The sequence below is a fragment of the Vibrio harveyi genome (assembly GCF_030060435.1).
GTDB classification, from domain to species: Bacteria; Pseudomonadota; Gammaproteobacteria; order Enterobacterales; family Vibrionaceae; genus Vibrio; species Vibrio harveyi.
This window is the reverse complement of the sequence record NZ_CP125875.1, coordinates 271,955-289,767: the sequence shown is the minus strand read 5'-3', so window position 1 is coordinate 289,767 and position 17,813 is coordinate 271,955. Positions and strand designations below refer to the sequence as shown.

The 17,813-nt window shown below is 45.1% G+C and carries 13 protein-coding genes; 10 read left to right on the top strand and 3 right to left on the bottom strand.

Going from position 1 to position 17,813, the window contains the following annotated elements:
* Positions 1-8 precede the first annotated feature (8 nt).
* Both QMY49_RS01385 and erpA read right to left on the bottom strand, forming a co-directional pair.
* On the bottom strand, positions 9-1,124 hold the full coding sequence (locus QMY49_RS01385; protein ID WP_017189153.1) for an efflux RND transporter periplasmic adaptor subunit: 1,116 nt from the start codon (positions 1,122-1,124) through the stop codon (positions 9-11).
* A gap of 113 nt (positions 1,125-1,237) precedes the next feature.
* Entirely contained in the window at positions 1,238-1,579 is a 342-nt protein-coding gene (gene erpA, locus QMY49_RS01380; RefSeq protein ID WP_005449174.1) for an iron-sulfur cluster insertion protein ErpA, read from the bottom strand.
* A 246-nt stretch (positions 1,580-1,825) separates the two neighbouring features.
* Here erpA and hemL point away from each other — a divergent pair, with 246 nt between their 5' ends.
* The 3 genes from hemL to rsmC all read left to right on the top strand — a co-directional run bounded on the left by hemL (position 1,826) and on the right by rsmC (position 5,668).
* Entirely contained in the window at positions 1,826-3,121 is a 1,296-nt protein-coding gene (gene hemL, locus QMY49_RS01375) for a glutamate-1-semialdehyde 2,1-aminomutase (RefSeq protein WP_005449175.1), read from the top strand.
* Positions 3,122-3,480: 359 nt separating this feature from the next.
* Positions 3,481-4,566 carry an AI-2E family transporter gene (locus QMY49_RS01370; protein WP_005449176.1) on the top strand — a complete coding sequence of 362 codons (1,086 nt, stop codon included), beginning with the start codon at positions 3,481-3,483 and terminating at the stop codon, positions 4,564-4,566.
* Positions 4,567-4,642: 76 nt separating this feature from the next.
* On the top strand, positions 4,643-5,668 hold the full coding sequence (rsmC, locus tag QMY49_RS01365) for a 16S rRNA (guanine(1207)-N(2))-methyltransferase RsmC (protein WP_009698733.1): 1,026 nt from the start codon (positions 4,643-4,645) through the stop codon (positions 5,666-5,668).
* Here the strand turns inward: rsmC and QMY49_RS01360 are convergent.
* Positions 5,665-5,898 (bottom strand): hypothetical protein, encoded by a 234-nt coding sequence (locus QMY49_RS01360; protein WP_029790366.1) that lies wholly within the window; start codon positions 5,896-5,898, stop codon positions 5,665-5,667. The genes rsmC and QMY49_RS01360 overlap by 4 nt on opposite strands.
* On the opposite strand from QMY49_RS01360, the gene QMY49_RS01355 reads away from it, so the two are divergent.
* From QMY49_RS01355 to QMY49_RS01325, 7 genes are all read left to right on the top strand, one after another.
* A complete protein-coding gene (locus QMY49_RS01355) occupies positions 5,897-9,283 on the top strand; it encodes a response regulator (protein ID WP_053052957.1) in 3,387 nt (1,128 codons plus the stop codon). The two genes, QMY49_RS01360 and QMY49_RS01355, sit on opposite strands and share 2 nt — an antisense overlap.
* 820 nt (positions 9,284-10,103) lie before the next feature.
* Positions 10,104-11,786 carry an ABC transporter substrate-binding protein gene (locus QMY49_RS01350; protein ID WP_005446317.1) on the top strand — a complete coding sequence of 561 codons (1,683 nt, stop codon included), beginning with the start codon at positions 10,104-10,106 and terminating at the stop codon, positions 11,784-11,786.
* A 170-nt stretch (positions 11,787-11,956) separates the two neighbouring features.
* Positions 11,957-12,943, top strand: a complete 987-nt coding sequence (locus tag QMY49_RS01345) for an ABC transporter permease (protein ID WP_005446316.1) — start codon at positions 11,957-11,959, stop codon at positions 12,941-12,943.
* A 2-nt stretch (positions 12,944-12,945) separates the two neighbouring features.
* Positions 12,946-13,971: an ABC transporter permease gene (locus QMY49_RS01340; RefSeq protein WP_009698735.1), complete on the top strand. Its 1,026-nt coding sequence runs from the start codon at positions 12,946-12,948 to the stop codon at positions 13,969-13,971.
* 2 nt (positions 13,972-13,973) lie between these two features.
* A complete protein-coding gene (locus QMY49_RS01335) occupies positions 13,974-14,957 on the top strand; it encodes an ABC transporter ATP-binding protein (RefSeq protein ID WP_005446313.1) in 984 nt (327 codons plus the stop codon).
* Between the two features lie 48 nt (positions 14,958-15,005).
* Positions 15,006-16,001 carry an ABC transporter ATP-binding protein gene (locus QMY49_RS01330; RefSeq protein ID WP_005446311.1) on the top strand — a complete coding sequence of 332 codons (996 nt, stop codon included), beginning with the start codon at positions 15,006-15,008 and terminating at the stop codon, positions 15,999-16,001.
* Positions 16,002-16,072: 71 nt separating this feature from the next.
* Positions 16,073-17,812: a glycoside hydrolase family 9 protein gene (locus tag QMY49_RS01325; protein WP_053049418.1), complete on the top strand. Its 1,740-nt coding sequence runs from the start codon at positions 16,073-16,075 to the stop codon at positions 17,810-17,812.
* The last annotated feature ends 1 nt before the right edge of the window (position 17,813 follow it).

Genomic DNA, 17,813 nt, shown 5'->3' with positions numbered 1-17,813 from the left:
TTGCCTCCTTATTGCTGGTTCGCAGCTTCAATGGCATCGTCGACTTTTGTCGCCATCACTAAATCACCATCACGTGCAAAGCCTTGTCCAAGCACAATGATGTCAACTTGGTCTCCTAAGCCGGACAACCAGACACCGTCTTTCTCAGCTTTGACCAGTTGGATAGGCACAAAGTGAACATGCTGATCACGAAGCGTTTTGATACCAAGATTGCCTTCTTCATCTAACGCCAACATGGCTGCGGTCACTTTCACTGCCAGAACTTCACTTAGCGACAGTACCACTTCAGCACTGACACCCGCAGGCATCGCACTCTCTCGATTATCAATCTCGATTTCTATAGGGAATGTATTGGTCGAAGTTGAAGATACGCGCCCAATATAACGAATGGTGCCTTGATGATGGATGTTATCAATGGTTCTAACATCGGCTTGCTGACCTTGTTTTAAATACTGAATATGACGTTCACTCACATCCGCTTCAATGACTAACTTCTCTAAGTCAATTACAGTGGCTATTGGGTCGCCGACGCCAACGAAATCTCCCAGTTCAACGAATCGATGGTCCAGAATGCCGTCAAAAGGGGCTCTTACTTTGGTATTTTTAAGTGCAGTTTCAACATTACTTAAGTTTGCTCGGGCATCGACAAGTGCCGCTTGAGCAGTGGCAAAAGCAACTTCACCTTGCAACCCTCTATTCTTCAAAGATTCTGCGGCTTTAAATTCTTTTTCTTTTACACGCAGCATTGCTTTGGCGCGTTTAAGTTGAATATCTAGATCGCGCTCATCAATGTTGGCAATCACCTGCCCTTGTTTAACACTTTGTCCTTTTTGCACGTTCAAGCTCACAATCTTACCTGCGACTTCTGCCCCTAAACGAGCTTGCCGATTCGGCGCAGTTCGACCATAAAGTTCAATCGTTTTACTGGTTGGTTGTGCTTCAAAAGAGTTGAACATCACCTTTGCGACAGGCGTATCATCTGATTGAGAGGATGGAGAAGAGATCGATTCGTCTTGTGCATTGAGTTGACCCATTGCGAGCCAAGCAGCCAAAGCGATAACAAGCGTTAGAGAGACTAGCCATGGACGTTCGACAAAACGACGTCCGAAAGAAGTTCCAGACATATAAAGTCCTTTTTATTTTTACCCCCACTTCATCGTGAAAGCGAGGGGGCGTTTACGTGACTTCCTGCTACGTAAAACTCAGGCAGCCAATTGGCTGCCTGTTGTCGTATTAATTACACACTGAATGATGCACCACAACCACAGGTTGTCGTCGCATTTGGGTTATTAACAAAGAAGCGAGCTCCTTCTAAACCTTCTGTGTAATCAACCACGCCACCGATTAAGTATTGCAGGCTCATTGGGTCTACAACCAGTGTTACGCCACTGTTTTCGATCGTAGTATCACCTTCATTTACGCTCTCATCAAATGTGAAGCCATATTGGAAACCGCTACAGCCGCCGCCAGTAATGTATACGCGTAACTTCAGTGCTGGGTTTTCTTCTTCCGCAATCAGCGCTTTAACGCGTGATGCTGCTGCATCAGAAAAAGACAATGGTACGTTTACTTCGCTCACGAAGACCTCTCTCACTCGTGTAATGCGTCAAGCCTGTAGCGAGACGTCAAATTTGTGCTAATTAGAGCGATTATCCAATACCTGACCAACTCGTTCAAGTATTCACCGACGATTCTTTAGATCAGATGCTGATATGTAAGATTACACCGCCAGACAACACATAAATTACCCAAAACGTTTCTAACTTGAGATTAGCTAGGTACAATGCGCTCCACTTGGTCCGAGCAATCAAAAGAGGATAACCCCATGACCAAATCATCAGAGCTATATCAAAAGGCTCAGCAAACCATTCCTGGCGGTGTGAACTCACCAGTTCGTGCATTCAACGGCGTTGGCGGTTCTCCGCTATTTATCGAACGAGCAGACGGTGCCCTGATTTTTGATGCCGATGGTAAAGCGTACATTGATTACGTTGGCTCTTGGGGTCCTATGATTCTAGGTCACAACCACGCAGTTATCCGTGAAGCAGTTATCGATGCTGCACAACGCGGCCTAAGTTTCGGTGCGCCAACTGAAATGGAAATTGCCATGGCCGAGCTTGTATCTGAGCTAGTGCCATCTATGGAACAAATCCGCATGGTAAGTTCTGGTACGGAAGCAACAATGAGTGCTATCCGTCTTGCTCGTGGCTTTACTGGTCGTGACAAGATCATGAAGTTCGAAGGCTGTTACCATGGTCACGCAGACAGCTTGCTAGTAAAAGCAGGTTCAGGTGCACTAACTCTAGGTCAACCAAGTTCTCCTGGCGTTCCTGCCGATTTTGCGAAGCACACACTAACGGCAACATTCAACGACTTAGATTCAGTACGTGAACTATTCGCCGCAAACAAAGGCGAAATCGCATGTATCATCGTTGAGCCAGTAGCGGGCAACATGAACTGTATCCCTCCAGTAGAAGGCTTCCACGAAGGTCTACGCGAAATCTGTGACCAAGAAGGTGCTCTACTGATTTTTGATGAAGTAATGACAGGCTTCCGTGTAGCTCTAGGTGGCGCGCAAGCACACTACAACATCAAACCAGATCTAACGACACTAGGTAAAGTGATCGGTGGCGGTATGCCAGTGGGTGCTTTTGGTGGTCGTAAAGAAGTCATGCAATATGTTGCGCCAACAGGTCCTGTATACCAAGCGGGCACACTTTCCGGTAACCCAGTAGCAATGGCGGCAGGCTTTGCATGTTTGAACCTGTTAAAAGAAGAAGGTAACGAGAAACGTCTTGCTGCAAAGACCAAACAACTTGCTGAAGGCTTCAAAGCTCTTGCTGAAAAACACGGCATCCCAATGGTAGTAAACCAAGTGGGTGGCATGTTTGGTTTCTTCTTCACTGACCAAGAAACCGTAACGTGCTACGAAGACGTGACTAAGTGCGATGTCGAGCGCTTTAAGCGTTTCTTCCACCTAATGCTAAAACACGGTGTATACCTTGCACCATCAGCATTCGAAGCAAGCTTTACTTCTCTTGCTCACGGTTCAAAAGAAATCGACGCAACACTAGAAGCTGCGGATCGTTGTTTCGCAATTCTGGCAGAAGAATCAAAATAAGCGTTCCTTCCCAGAACATAAATTCCCAAAAAAGGACCTTCGAGGTCCTTTTTTATTATTTGAATTATGCTTGCCAATTAAAGATGACTAAGATGGCAAGAATCCCAAGAACAATCCCAAACCAAGGAATGCGTCTGGTCTTCTTTTCGCTCTGGCATTTCTTATCGCTGTTACAACAACCCATTTTTCCATCTCTTGATTGATAACCACCTGATTTGTGGTCATTATAACAAGGTCAACTGCACCTTCCCAATTCAGCTATGTCATAAGCTTGAAAGAATCGTCGGTGCAAAGTAATAAAGATTTTGCGCTGTGGTATAAGGCGTAAACGTAAATATTCCGTAATTTGGATTAATCACATGCCGAATAATGTAAAAATCACGTCGAGTCATCGAGTGCTAGTTGTTGCGCTGCTCGCCGCTGCTTTTGCCTGCTATTTGTTAGTCGAACCTTACATCAACTCGATCGTCATGGCGTTTATCATTTCACTGCTCATGTTCCCAATACATGAATGGTTTGAACGAAAACTACCTAATCACAAAAACTTGGTCTCACTGCTCTCTTGTGTGGTTTTAACCTTTATTATCGTGATTCCATTACTATTTGTTTTTGCCGCTATCGTGCAGCAAGGTTCGGTATTTTCGCAAAATACCTACAAGTGGGTAACCAATGGTGGCATCCAAGATATTTTCCAACATCCTTGGGTAGTCAAAGGTTTAGCGTTGGTTAATGAGTACTTACCTTTCGACAAAATCGAACCACAAGCCATCGCAGAAAAGATCGGGCAATTCGCAACATCATTTGGTTCAAACCTTGTAGCTATAAGTGCAAAAATCCTGGGTGATGCAACGAACTTCCTAATGGATTTTTTCCTAATGTTGTTTGTTTTGTTCTTCCTGTTACGTGACCACGACAAGATCATTTCAGCAATGCGTCATATTCTGCCCCTCTCACGCAGCCAAGAAGACAAAATTCTGACCGAGATTGAACAAGTCTCGAAATCCGCTGTAATGGGGTCATTCTTAACCGCGATTGCTCAAGGCTTTGCTGGTGGTATCGGTATGTGGCTTGCAGGCTTCCCTGGTTTATTCTGGGGAACCATGATGGGCTTTGCTTCATTTATCCCTGTAGTTGGCACAGCACTAATTTGGATTCCAGCCGCAGCGTACTTGTTCTTAACCGGTGACACCACTTGGGCAATCTTCTTGACGGTATGGAGTGTCGTGGTAGTCGGCTCTATCGACAACCTATTACGCCCTCTGCTAATGCAAGGCAGCGCGGGTATGAACACGCTAATGATATTTTTCTCTCTATTGGGTGGTTTGCATCTATTTGGTTTGATCGGTCTTATCTACGGTCCACTGATTTTTGCCGTCACCATGGTGTTGTTTAACATCTACGAAGAAGAGTTTAAGGATTTCCTCAACCAACAAGACAACAGTTAGTCGCTGCTTAATCACTTCAAGCTTGGGGCAGATTGTGCGAAAATCTGCCCCTAATTATTTCTGATGAACCAAATTTATGTCTGCTTATATTGCTCCTAGCCAAATAGCTCAGCGCCAACTTGAGTACTTTAACGGAAAACACGTTTTAGTCGCTGGTGAAGTTGAAGATCTATTTCCTCTCGAGTTAGTGGCTCATTGTGAGTCAGTGGAGGTTTTTACTTCTAACTACAGCTACTACCGTCAAATTCGCACATCGAACAAGGTGAAGAGCCACTTTGGCTCAGAGTTTGATATTGAGACACAAGCAGACATGGTGCTTCTGTACTGGCCAAAAGCTAAATCTGAGGCAGAATACTTGCTGGCAATGTTGATGGCGAAACTTGGCATCAATACAGAAATCGTCGTCGTTGGTGAGAACCGTTCAGGAATCAAGAGCATTGAGAAAATGTTCAAAGAGTACGGTCCAGTGAACAAGTACGACTCAGCTCGCCGTTGCTCATTCTACTGGGGTACTTGCCTTAACCAGCCAAAGCCTTTCAATCAAGCAGATTGGTTTAAATCCTACACCGTCACTTTGGGTGAGCAATCACTTACAGTTAAGAGCCTTCCTGGTGTATTTAGCCATGGTGAGTTTGATTTAGGCAGTCAATTACTGCTTGAGACTTTACCTAAACTATCTGGCAAGGTGCTCGATTTTGGCTGTGGTGCAGGAGTGCTGGGTGCATTCATGGCAAAAGCCAACCCAGATATCGCGATTGAGATGTGTGATATTAACGCTTATGCCATCACATCAAGCCAAGCAACATTAGAAGCGAATGGCATAACTGGACGTGTGTTTGCTTCAGACATCTATTCCGATACGGCAAAAGATTATCGCTTTATCGTCAGTAATCCGCCGTTTCACAGTGGTCTAGATACAAACTACAACGCTGCGGAAACACTCTTGGGTCAAGCACCACAATACATGACTAAACAGGGTGAAATGGTGATTGTGGCAAACAGCTTCTTAAAATACCCACCAATTATTGAGCAAGCATTCAATAATTGCGAGACGCTAAATAAGACCAATAAATTCTCGATATACTACGCGAAAAAATCCTAATCTCTCTTTGCGCAGGTGAAATCCTGCGCAAACCTTTGCCAAAATTCATTCAACTCAACGAAAAACTGCGTCTCTCCCCACGCTTTCCAATCAACTTTCTTGTCAAAGAAAAAAAACTCGTTAATTTTGTTAATTCTATCGAATTTAACTTCTTGTCCGTTTTTAACGAGAACCTTGGCAAGCCCCAGTAAATTGGTCGCTGCCCTTTTATGAGTTGTAATCTTATCCATGTTTAAGTTCTACAAAAAGCAGAAATTTAAGCGCCTGCAAAGCACGCTAATGACCGCGTTTTTGGTTCTTAGTATCACGCCACTGACGATAACTGCGATTTTCTTCCTGCAATCACACAGTAAAGATCTTCAAGAACAAAGCACATCGCACCTTCTTTCAGTTCGTGATACCAAACAACAACAAATCATCGACTACTTTGCAGCTCAAGAGACTGAAGTCATGGGCTTCGTACGCTCCGAACTTGCTTACGCCAGCGGCGGACGATTCTACGGTTTGGTCAATGCGTTTAGTCGCTTGGGTCACGATATTGATGAAGCCAGAGAAAACGCACAGCAGCGCTATATCAAAGGCAGTGGCGATCAAATCAAAACCTCGATTTTACCGGAATCATCTAACTACGTTGGCAGCGAACGTTACCGCCTATTGCACAAACGTTACCACTGGGCATACCTAGAACTGTTAAAGCGATCTGATTTTAATGACATTTTATTGGTTGATATCGATGGTAATGTCACTTACTCAATCAATAAAGACGACAACTATGGCACTAACCTACTGACAGGACGCTACAAAGATACGGCGCTAGGGCGCACCTTTAAACGTTTGTCTGAAGATGTGAATGCACGTCGTAAGGTCAATGAAGATTACACGCCAGTTGTCGTGTCTGACTTTGATATCGAAAACGGTAAACAAGTCGCTTGGCTCGGCGCACCGATTGTCCAACAAGGCTACCTGCACAGCTATGCGATGTTCCGCTTACCAAACAACGGCATTACTAAGCTTATTGCTGAAATCAACCGCGATTCCTCGATTGAAACCTTACTAGTGGGCAGCGATCATAAACCTCGAACCATTAACACCAAACAGGAAGAAATCCAAAACAGCTTAGAGATTGTCGATAAAGCACTCGCAGGCGACACAGAAGTAGGTACTTACAGCAACCGCTTGGGTGAAGAGATGATTGCGGCATTTGCGCCAATTGAAACTCGCGGTCTAACTTGGGCGATTGTCGTACAACTTCCAGAAAAAGAAGCCTTTGCTCGAGTCCACCAGCTCGAGAAGCTGTTTGTTATTGCGATGCTGATTGCGATCATCTTGGTTGTGATCGCCTCACACTACTTATCTAATTTCATCACCTCCCCGCTTCTTAAGCTGACTTGGGCAGCAGAGAAAGTATCTGCTGGTGATCTGGACGAAACGACCTTTAATACAGAGCGTAAAGATGAAATCGGTCGACTCGCGATCAGCTTTGAGCGCATGCAACGCTCAATTCGAGAAAAGATCCAAACCATTAAGCAGCAAAACGAAGAGCTAGAAAGCAACATCAAATTGATCCAAAAGCAAAACGAAGAATTGCAGTTGGCAGATAAGCTGAAAGATGAATTCCTAGCGACAACCTCTCACGAGTTACGTACACCATTACACGGTATGGTCGGCATTGCAGAGACTTTAGTATCTGGTGCTAATGGTGCAATTCCTGCGAGTCAAAAATACCAATTGGATATCATCATCAAAAGTGGTCAACGTTTGGCAAATCTTGTTGACGATTTATTGGATTACCACAAGATGCGCTATGGCAGCATGGATATCCAAAAATCGGCAGTGAGCCTAGCAAGTGCGACTCGCTTGGTGCTTGAGCTTTCAAGTCATCTACTAGGTAACAAGACGATTCGTATCATTAACCAGGTCCCTGCCGATCTAAAAGCGGTGTCTGCCGATCCACAACGCTTGGAACAAGTACTGTACAACCTAATTGGTAATGCAATTAAATATACTTCTGAAGGTAAGATCGTAATTTCTGCCACCGTCGTGGACGATCAAGTCCGCGTACAAGTGGTTGATACTGGCCAGGGTATCCCGGCTGAACATCTTGAGCATATCTTTGAACCTTTAATTCAAGCCGGCCAAGACGCTAGTCGCTACCGTCAAGGCGCTGGCTTGGGTTTATCAATCAGCCGTCAACTTATCGAATTGATGGGTGGATCGTTATATGTAAGTAGTCAACCAATGGTCGGCACTACATTTAGCTTTACTCTGCCACTTGCTAATGAAGAAGAGATTCAAGCAACACAGAGCCTTGCGGCGCGTGGACACTTCCAAATTCCAGAAGCGAACTTTGAAAACAACGACGACTTATCATTACCAGAGAACCCTGATGGTCCGCTGTTGTATGTTGCTGATGACGAACCGGTTAACTTACGCGTTCTTGAAAGCTTCCTAAGGCTTGAAGGCTACCGCGTACGCACTATTTCTGATGGTCCTGAAACACTTGCTTTAATCGAGCAAGAAAAACCAGAGTTGCTTCTACTCGATATCATGATGCCAGGCATGAGCGGCTATCAAGTATGTAGTGAGCTTCGAGAGACCTATGATCACGCAGAGCTTCCGATCATTATGTTGACGGCCTTAAGTCAGACAGAAGATCGAGTAAGAGGCTTCGAAGCAGGTGCGAATGACTACTTAACCAAGCCATTCAATAAGCAGGAACTCGCCGCACGTATTCAAGCGCACTTGACCGCAAGTAAAGCAGAAATGCGCCACATCGAGAACAAGTTACTGGAATCGGAGCTGCGCCAGCGTGCTGAAGTAGAAGCTAGCTTGCTTGAGACTCAAGGTCGATTATTAGAACAACTAGAATCAGCACCTGAAGCCATTATTTGCCTTCGCGAGGATCAACGTATTCGCTTTGCGAACGAAGCGGCATGTAAGCTATTTAAACGCAGCTTAGAGCAGTTAAAACGCTCTTCGGCAGATGAACTTATTGCACCTAAATTCCTGACAGTTAAACAACCACATTACTGTGGCAAGATTGATATTTACATCGAAGATATTCGTCAAAACATTGAAGCAGACATTCTCAAATTACCTGAAGGCTCTGGTCTAGATGTTATGTACATCTTTAACGTAGGCGGTGGTGCAAACGCAGCTCGTATCCATAATCTAGAAACCGCGGTTGAAGTTCTATCAAGTTATGCGTTTGATGGTGATAAAGACCAATTGCAGAAGCTGAAAGAACTTGGCGGTGAGTTTACTCGCCTTGCAGATAAAGCATTGGGGAACAAGAAAGATAAACAAGAGCTGATGCGCGAAGTGTTGGTCGATACGATGACTCATGCATTGGAATACTGGGAATCAGTGACTGGAGAAACTAAGTTTGCTTTTGCGGAGCAAAGTGGTTTATGGCGTGTCTACCTCGACCGCAGTACGTTGCAAACTCGGACACTCGATAAATACATGCGCATTGAGACATTACCAAAAACACCGCGCTGGAGAACGGTTCTAAGCTCAATCGAGTTCATTCTTGAGCACTGTAAAGAACAAAGCCCTGAACGAGCTTACATTGAAGCGCAACGCGATAAAATGCAAAGGCTCCTTACAAGTTAATACCAAACAGCAAATACTAGCCCCGCCACTTAGGCGGGGCTTTTTTATCCCTGCCATTATCCATTGCGCAGTAATGCTTCTCCATACTCACCGTAAGAAGCAAGCAATGGAGCTTACAGAGCAGCGATGGGACTGAGCAATTAACGTATAAGAAGCTGGAAGCAAGCTATCAAAACCAAAAGCAACGGCATTTGTAGAAACAATTCAAGTCGTGTTATTCCTTGCTCATTCCTTACCGTAAATTTTCTTAAAAAGTACCTTTAAAACACTTCCTTTCCTGAATAAAAAAAGCATAATCAGCAGCCCATTTTTGCTGCTAAAACGCACTTATTTTTCCTCAACAAGGGAAAATTGAGCAACATTTGATACAGATTGCGAAGTCAATCACAACAGAACGGCAGATTAAATTTCACCTAGTTAATTAACAAAAATTTCAGGTGTGAGCCAGATCCCCAATGCAATACAACCGCAGAAAAGCCTCTACATGACTACACAATTAAGTAAGTGAACACTAACACACAATATTAAAGCGGATATAAACTGCGACGCATATCAACGTTTATTTTTTAGCCTTGAGTGACTTAAAAACGAGCAAAATGACGTTTATGACGGAGTTGGTATGGTTTTTAACGTTTTTAACGGGAATCGAGTTTGATTATTTTGTGGATAAGGTGTTTTCTTACTCCTGCCTAAGGCCTACAGGCCACTCTTAGAGCGACGCAAATTACAGTGAAGCGAAGAGGTGGGCCTTGGAGAGTGTTTATCAATTGATGACATTCAATTCCATTAGTGAAATGAAAGCAAATAGTAAGGAACAGCTATGCTTGCCAATATTAAAAAAACAGCACTAGCAACAGCAATTATTGCAACGGCTACTACAGGTTTCGCATCAGTAGCTACAGCCGCTGAGCGCAGTGAACTGACTATCCACCCTAAAGAGTTTACAACTTTTGTTCGTAACTTTAACCCTTTCTTGGGTGCAACAAACCTGCACACAACTACTGACTTTATCTACGAGCCACTAGTTGTTTTCAACGAAATGCACGGCAACACGCCAGTATTCCGTCTAGCAGAAAACTTCCAAATGTCTGACGACCTAATGAGCGTAACTTTCGACATTCGTAAAGGCGTGAAATGGTCTGACGGTCAAGCGTTTACCGCTGATGACGTTGTTTACTCTTTCAACCTAGTAAAAGAGAAGCCAGAACTAGACCAATCTGGTATCAACTCTTGGGTTACTGGCGTAGAGAAAGTTAACGATTACAAAGTTAAGTTCCGTCTAAGCGAAGCAAACTCAAACGTTCCTTACGAAATTGCTAAAGTACCAGTCGTACCTAAGCACGTATGGAGCAAAGTAAAAGATCCTTCAACGTTCACGAACGAGAACCCAGTAGGTACTGGTCCGTTTACAGAGATCGACACTTTCACTCCGCAACTATACATCCAGTGTGAAAACCCGAACTACTGGGATGCAGCTAACCTAGACGTTGACTGTTTGCGTGTTCCTCAAATCGCGAACAACGACCAGTTCCTAGGTAAGATTGTTAACGGCGAAATGGACTGGACTTCTTCATTCGTTCCAGACATCGACCGCACTTACGCAGCAGCAAGTCCTAAACACCACTACTGGTACCCGCCAGCAGGTACTCAAGCGTTCGTAGTTAACTTCAAGAACCCAGATGCAGCGAAGCACGAAGCACTAACTAACGTTGACTTCCGTCGCGCATTCTCTATGGCTCTTGATCGTCAAACTATCATTGATATCGCATTCTACGGCGGCGGTACAGTGAACGACTTCGCATCAGGTCTTGGCTATGCATTCGAAGCTTGGTCTGACGAGAAGACTCACGACAAGTACAAAGGTTACAACTCGTACAACGCTGAAGGTGCTAAGAAGCTTCTAGCGAAAGCTGGCTTTAAAGATGTAAACAAAGACGGTTTCGTTGATACGCCATCTGGTAAGTCTTTCGAGCTACTGATCCAATCTCCAAACGGTTGGACTGACTTCAACAACACTGTACAGCTTGCTGTTGAGCAACTTGCAGAAGTAGGCATCAAAGCACGTGCTCGTACGCCAGACTTCTCTGTGTACAACCAAGCAATGCTTGAAGGTACTTACGACGTTGCGTACACCAACTACTTCCACGGTGCAGACCCATATACTTACTGGAACAGTGCTTACAACTCAGCACTACAATCTGGTGACGGTATGCCTCGCTTCGCGATGCACTTCTACAAGAACGACAAGCTAGATGGTCTTCTAAACAGCTTCTACAAGACAGCTGACAAGCAAGAGCAGCTAGAAATCGCTCACGGTATTCAGCAAATCATCGCTCAAGACCAAGTTACTATCCCTGTGATGTCTGGTGCTTACATGTACCAATACAACACAACTCGCTTCACTGGTTGGTGGAACGAAGAAAATCCTAAGGGCCGTCCAAACATTTGGGCTGGTATCCCAGAGCGTCTACTTCACGTACTGGACCTAAAACCAGTTAAATAAGTAGAAGTTCATTTCTAGCGGCACACATCCCGTGTGCCGCCTATAAAAATCCCCTTGTGACCAAACCAACATATGGCGCTCGTCGTCAGGGGATTTTTCGCTCTAAATTTCGCTAGGAGCGACCTGAAACCAGAAACAGGGAAAAAATCTGGGTGAGTAAGGTGTGAGTTATGGGTTATTTTTTAAGACGTTTGTCGTTCTATCTTGTCGCGCTCTTGGTTGCAGCGACGTTAAACTTCATTATTCCGCGAGCAATGCCTGGTGACCCAGTTACCATGATGTTTGCTAACGCATCAGTACAGGTAACGCCAGAGCGAATCGCAGCAATGAAAGAGCTGCTAGGTTTCGTAGATGGTCCAATTTACATTCAGTACCTGTCATACATCAAAAACATTCTAAGCTGGGAGCTAGGTACTTCTATCCAGTTCTACCCGCTTTCAGTTAACTCTCTACTAGGTGGTGCATTCGGTTGGTCATTGTTCCTAGCAGGTACTGCAGTAGTGCTATCGTTCTCGATTGCTTCTGTACTAGGTATCTTCGCAGCTTGGAAACGTGGTAGCCGATACGACGCATTCGTAACACCGGGCACACTTATTGTTCAGGCGATTCCACAAATGGTAATCGCGATGCTAGCACTGTTCATCTTTGCCATCGGTCTTAAGTGGTTCCCATCAGGCTACGCATACACCCCGGGTACTGTGCCAGATTGGACAAGCTGGGAGTTCCTAAAAGACGTTGGTTACCACGCTATTCTTCCATTGTTCTGTGCGACGATTGTTCAGATCGGTGGCTTCCTAGTAAACATGCGTAACAACATGATCAACCTTCTTGCTGAAGACTACATCACGATGGCAAAAGGTAAGGGTCTGAGTGAAAACCGTGTGGTATTCAACTACGCAGCTCGTAACGCACTACTACCAAGTGTAACCGCACTTTCAATGTCTCTAGGTATGGCAATCGGTGGTCAGCTAATCATCGAAATGATCTTCAACTACCCAGGTCTAGGTACGGTTCTTCTTAACGCAATTCACGCACGTGACTACCAAGTACTTCAAGGTCAGCTAATCATCATGACGATGTTCATGCTTTGCTTCAACCTAATGGCTGACATGCTGTACATGATTCTAGACCCTCGCCTACGTAAGGGAGGCAAATAATCATGAAAGAACTATTTAAACTGATTTTAGGTAACACGTTCGCACGTGTTGGTTTGGCAATTATCTCGGTATTCATCTTTGTAGCAGTAGCTGCACCTTTGATTACTCAACATGCGCCAGATAAGCGCACTGGTAACCCACATGAGTACCCTGGTTTTGTTGTAAAACAAGCACAAAACAACCCTGATGGCTGGGTTGCAAAAAACCTAGCAGATGATCGTCGCACGCTGCTGATGTCGAAAAAAGCAGACCACGTTCTAGGTACATCTCGTATGGGGCGTGATATCTGGTCTCAAGTTGCTTACGGCGCTCGAGTATCGCTGGGTGTTGGTTTCGGCGCGGGTATTATCGTGTGTTTCTTAGCAACAGTTATTGGTATCTCAGCGGGTTACTTTGGCGGTCGTGTCGATGACGTATTGAGTGCTGCAATGAACATTATGCTGGTAATTCCACAATTACCATTGCTCTTTGTACTCGCAGCCTTCATCGGGGAGGCAGGACCGCTCACCATTGCATTGATTATCGCCGGTACCTCCTGGGCTTGGGGTGCACGTGTTGTGCGAGCTCAAACCATGGCACTACGCGAGAAAGAATTCGTTAAAGCAGCAGAGGTTCTTGGTGAATCATCCATTCGCATCATCTTCGTTGAGATTTTGCCAAACCTTATCCCAATCGTAGGCGCAAGCTTCATCGGTTCGGTAATGCTAGCAATCAACACAGAAGCCGTCATCTCGTTCCTAGGTCTAGGCGATGCCAATACCATCAGTTGGGGCATCATGCTGTACAACGTACAAACTTCATCAGCAATGCTTATCGGAGCATGGTGGGAAGTGCTAGCTCCTTGTATTGCACTGACTCTATTGGTTACTGGTCTTGCTCTACTGAACTTTGCAGTAGATGAAATTGCTAACCCACAACTTCGTTCTCACAAAGGCATGAAGCGCTGGAAGAAAATGGCAGCACAAGACAAGAAAGAGCGTGAGCCAGAATTGGCACCACAAAATGCACTATGGAGCGGAGATAAATAATCATGACTGCACCACTAATTTCTATCCGTAACCTATGCGTAGACTACATTACAGACGCGGGCGATGTCCGCGCATGTAACAACGTTAGCTTCGACATTGCACCAGGCGAAGTATTCGGTCTGGCTGGTGAATCTGGCTGTGGTAAATCCACTGTTGCTTTCTCGCTAATGCGCCTTCATAAGCCGCCAGCGTTTATCACAGGTGGTGAGGTTATTTTCAATGGTGAAGATATCCTCAAATACAGCGATGAACGCATGCAAGCGTTCCGCTGGAGCGAAATGTCGATGGTATTCCAAAGTGCGATGAACGCTTTGAACCCAGTACTAACGATGGAAGAGCAGTTCTGTGACGTCATTATGCGCCACACCAACATGACTCGCGCTCAAGCAAAAGTACGTGCAGAAGGTCTGTTGGAAATCGTAGATATCCACCCTAGTCGTCTGAGCGATTACCCGCACCAGTTCTCTGGTGGTATGCGTCAGCGTCTGGTTATCGCTATCGCTTTGGCTCTGAATCCAAAAATGATCATCATGGATGAACCAACAACAGCGCTAGACGTTGTGGTTCAACGCGAAATCCTGCAAAAGATTTACGCACTTAAAGAAGAATTTGGCTTCTCGATTCTGTTCATCACCCATGATTTGTCATTGATGGTCGAGTTCTCTGACCGCATCGGCATCATGTACTCGGGCGAGTTGATTGAAGTCGCGCCTTCTAAGCAAATTTTGGAAAGTCCTTACCACCCTTACACCAAAGGTTTGGGTAGCTCTTTCCCTCCACTAACTGGTCCTAAGACCAAATTAACTGGTATTCCGGGCAACCCTCTGAACTTATTAGAAGTTCCACAAGGCTGCCGTTTCCAAGCTCGCTGTGACCGCGTCCATGAAGCTTGTACAAGAGTACCAACTCAGCTACGTCAAATAGAACCTGGTCGTCTCTCAAACTGCCACTTGTACGGCGACACCATTGCTCAAGCTAAGGTTTAACAACAAAAAATAACGCTAGCTAAGAAGAAAATTACACTGGAGAGAATTATGAGCAAACAATTCGGCGAACTGCTGATTGAAGGTAAAAATGTCGTTAAAGACTTCCCTTTAAACAGTAACTCAATCAAACAATCTAAGATGCGTGCAATCAACGACGTATCTTTCAAAATGTACAAAAGCCGCGGTTTGTCAGTAGTAGGTGAATCTGGTTCAGGTAAATCTACTACCGCAAAAATGATTGCGAAAATGTATGCACCAACGGATGGCATCATCGAATACAAAGGGCGTGACATCCAAGACATCACCTCTCGACACGATTTGATGACCTACCGTGAAGGCGTACAAATGGTATGGCAAGACCCGTTTGGCTCGCTAAACCCAACACACAACATCTTCCACCATATTGCTCGCCCACTGCTGATCCACAAAAAGATCGCTCCGGGCAACAAGAAAGAGTTGGAAGAGCGCGTGTATGATTTGTTGGAACAAGTTGGTCTGATTCCACCAAAAGAGACGGCACAAAAGTTCCCGCACCAGCTTTCTGGTGGTCAGCGTCAACGCGTGAACTTAGCTCGCAACATTGCGGTTGGTGCAGAAGTGGTATTGGCTGACGAACCAACATCAATGCTTGATGTATCGATCCGTGCTGGTGTTCTCAACCTAATGGAAGAGATGAAGTTTGAGAAGCAAATGTCTCTGCTTTATATCACTCACGATATCGCGACAGCACGTTACATTGCTGAAGATCTTGCAGTTATGTACGTGGGTCACATGGTTGAATGGGGAGACACTGAAGAAATCATCCACGATCCGCAACACCCATACACACAACTACTGGTTTCAGCGGTACCCGATCCATCGAAGTCAATTCACGAGAAGTTGAAAGGTAACAAAGGTGAAATCCCACTGTGGACACCAGAATCAGTCGGTTGCCCATTTGCAGGACGCTGCGTTCATGCCACAGAAAAATGTCGTGAGCGACTGCCAGGTGTGACTCAATTGTCCGATAACCATTTTGTTCGTTGTTACTTATTCGAAGATTAATCATAACGAGGGTCAGGTATCAATCTGACCCCTTTTTCCCTTTGTATTTTATTGTTTCCCGGAGAAATTGAATGCTGCTACTGACTAACCATATTGGTTACGAGCGTCTGGGTCCTAAGAAAGCGATCATCCAGACGAGTCAACCGCGTCTGTCTTCTTATACTGCTTTATTGGTTTGTGCCGACAGCCACCAAACTGTTGCGACACTGACAGTAGAAAAGCAAGGCAAAGTGGCAAACTGGCATCAAGGTCATTTTTACCTTGTCGACTTTTCTTCATTTAACACTCCCGGTAACTACTACCTTCGCTTCGATCATTTGCGCTCATCTCACTTTGAGATTGGAGAGCATATTCTTCTCGATCGTACGTTGTCTGATGTGATCCATTATTTTAAATCTCAACGCTGCGGCGGCATTTTCGATCAACAAGATCGCCAGGCACCGCTACTTAACTCTAGCGAAACCGCAGATGTTCACGGCGGTTGGTATGACGCATCAGGCGACGTCAGTAAATATCTAAGCCATTTGTCATACGCAAACTACCTAAATCCACAACAGACACCGATGGTAGTTTGGAACATGTTGAAAGGATTATCTCTGCTCGAAGGTAACGACAAACTGGCTAAGTTCACGGCCACTCGTCTTGTTGAAGAAGCGTTATTTGGCGCAGACTTCCTTGTTCGTATGCAAAATGAAAAAGGCTTCTTCTACATGACCGTGTTCGACAAGTGGAGTAAAGATACAGCGCAACGCGAGATTTGCGCGTATGAAACTCAACTTGGTCATAAGTTCGATGACTATCAAGCAGGCTATCGACAAGGTGCAGGCATCAGCATTGCAGCATTAGCTTCAACAGCACGCCTAGATGTTCATGGCGAATTCGACCAACAAAAATACCGTAATGCGGCAGAAAACGGCTACTGGCACCTAAAAGAACACAACACCCAATACTTGAACGATGGTGAAGAGAACATCATCGATGAATACTGTGCGCTTCTTGCCGCTGTAGAGCTATTTAAGACCACCAAAGAGATACGCTACCTAGAAGAAAGCCGCGTATGGGCAAAACGTCTTTCAACTCGCCAAACAAGTGATGAGAACATTCAACACTTTTGGAGTGCTAATCAAGATGGCAGTCGACCTTACTTCCATGCAGCAGAAGCAGGACTTCCTGTGATCGCACTATGTGAATACTTAACCATCGAAGACGACTCTGAGCGCGTATCGGTAGCAAAGCAAATCATCACTCAAGCGTGTGAATTTGAAGTCTCTATTACCAACAAAGTGAAGAACCCATTTGGCTATCCACGCCAATACGTAAAAGGCGTAGATGAAGCGAAACGGGATGCGTTCTTTGTCGCACACAACAACGAATCAGGTTACTGGTGGCAAGGTGAGAATGCTCGCCTAGGTTCACTGGCAACCATGGCTTATGGGGCACTCCCTTTCATTGAGTCAAAAGCGCTAAAACAGCAGCTTTCTAAACTCGCACAAGATTCTATTAACTGGATTGTGGGGCTGAACCCATACGACATGTGTATGTTGGATGGTCATGGTCGTAACAATCCGGACTATCTTCCTCAATACGGTTTCTTCAATGCAAAAGGTGGCGTGTGTAATGGCATTACCGGCGGTTTCGAAGATGAGGAAGACATTGCATTTAATCCACCAGCGCAGAAAGACGACATGCTTCAGAACTGGCGCTGGGGTGAACAATGGATCCCACATGGTGCTTGGTTCCTACTCGCGGTGATGAGTCAGGCTCAGCACATCTCGACTTTAGCCAACTCTCAAGCCTTCAAGGAGCAATAAA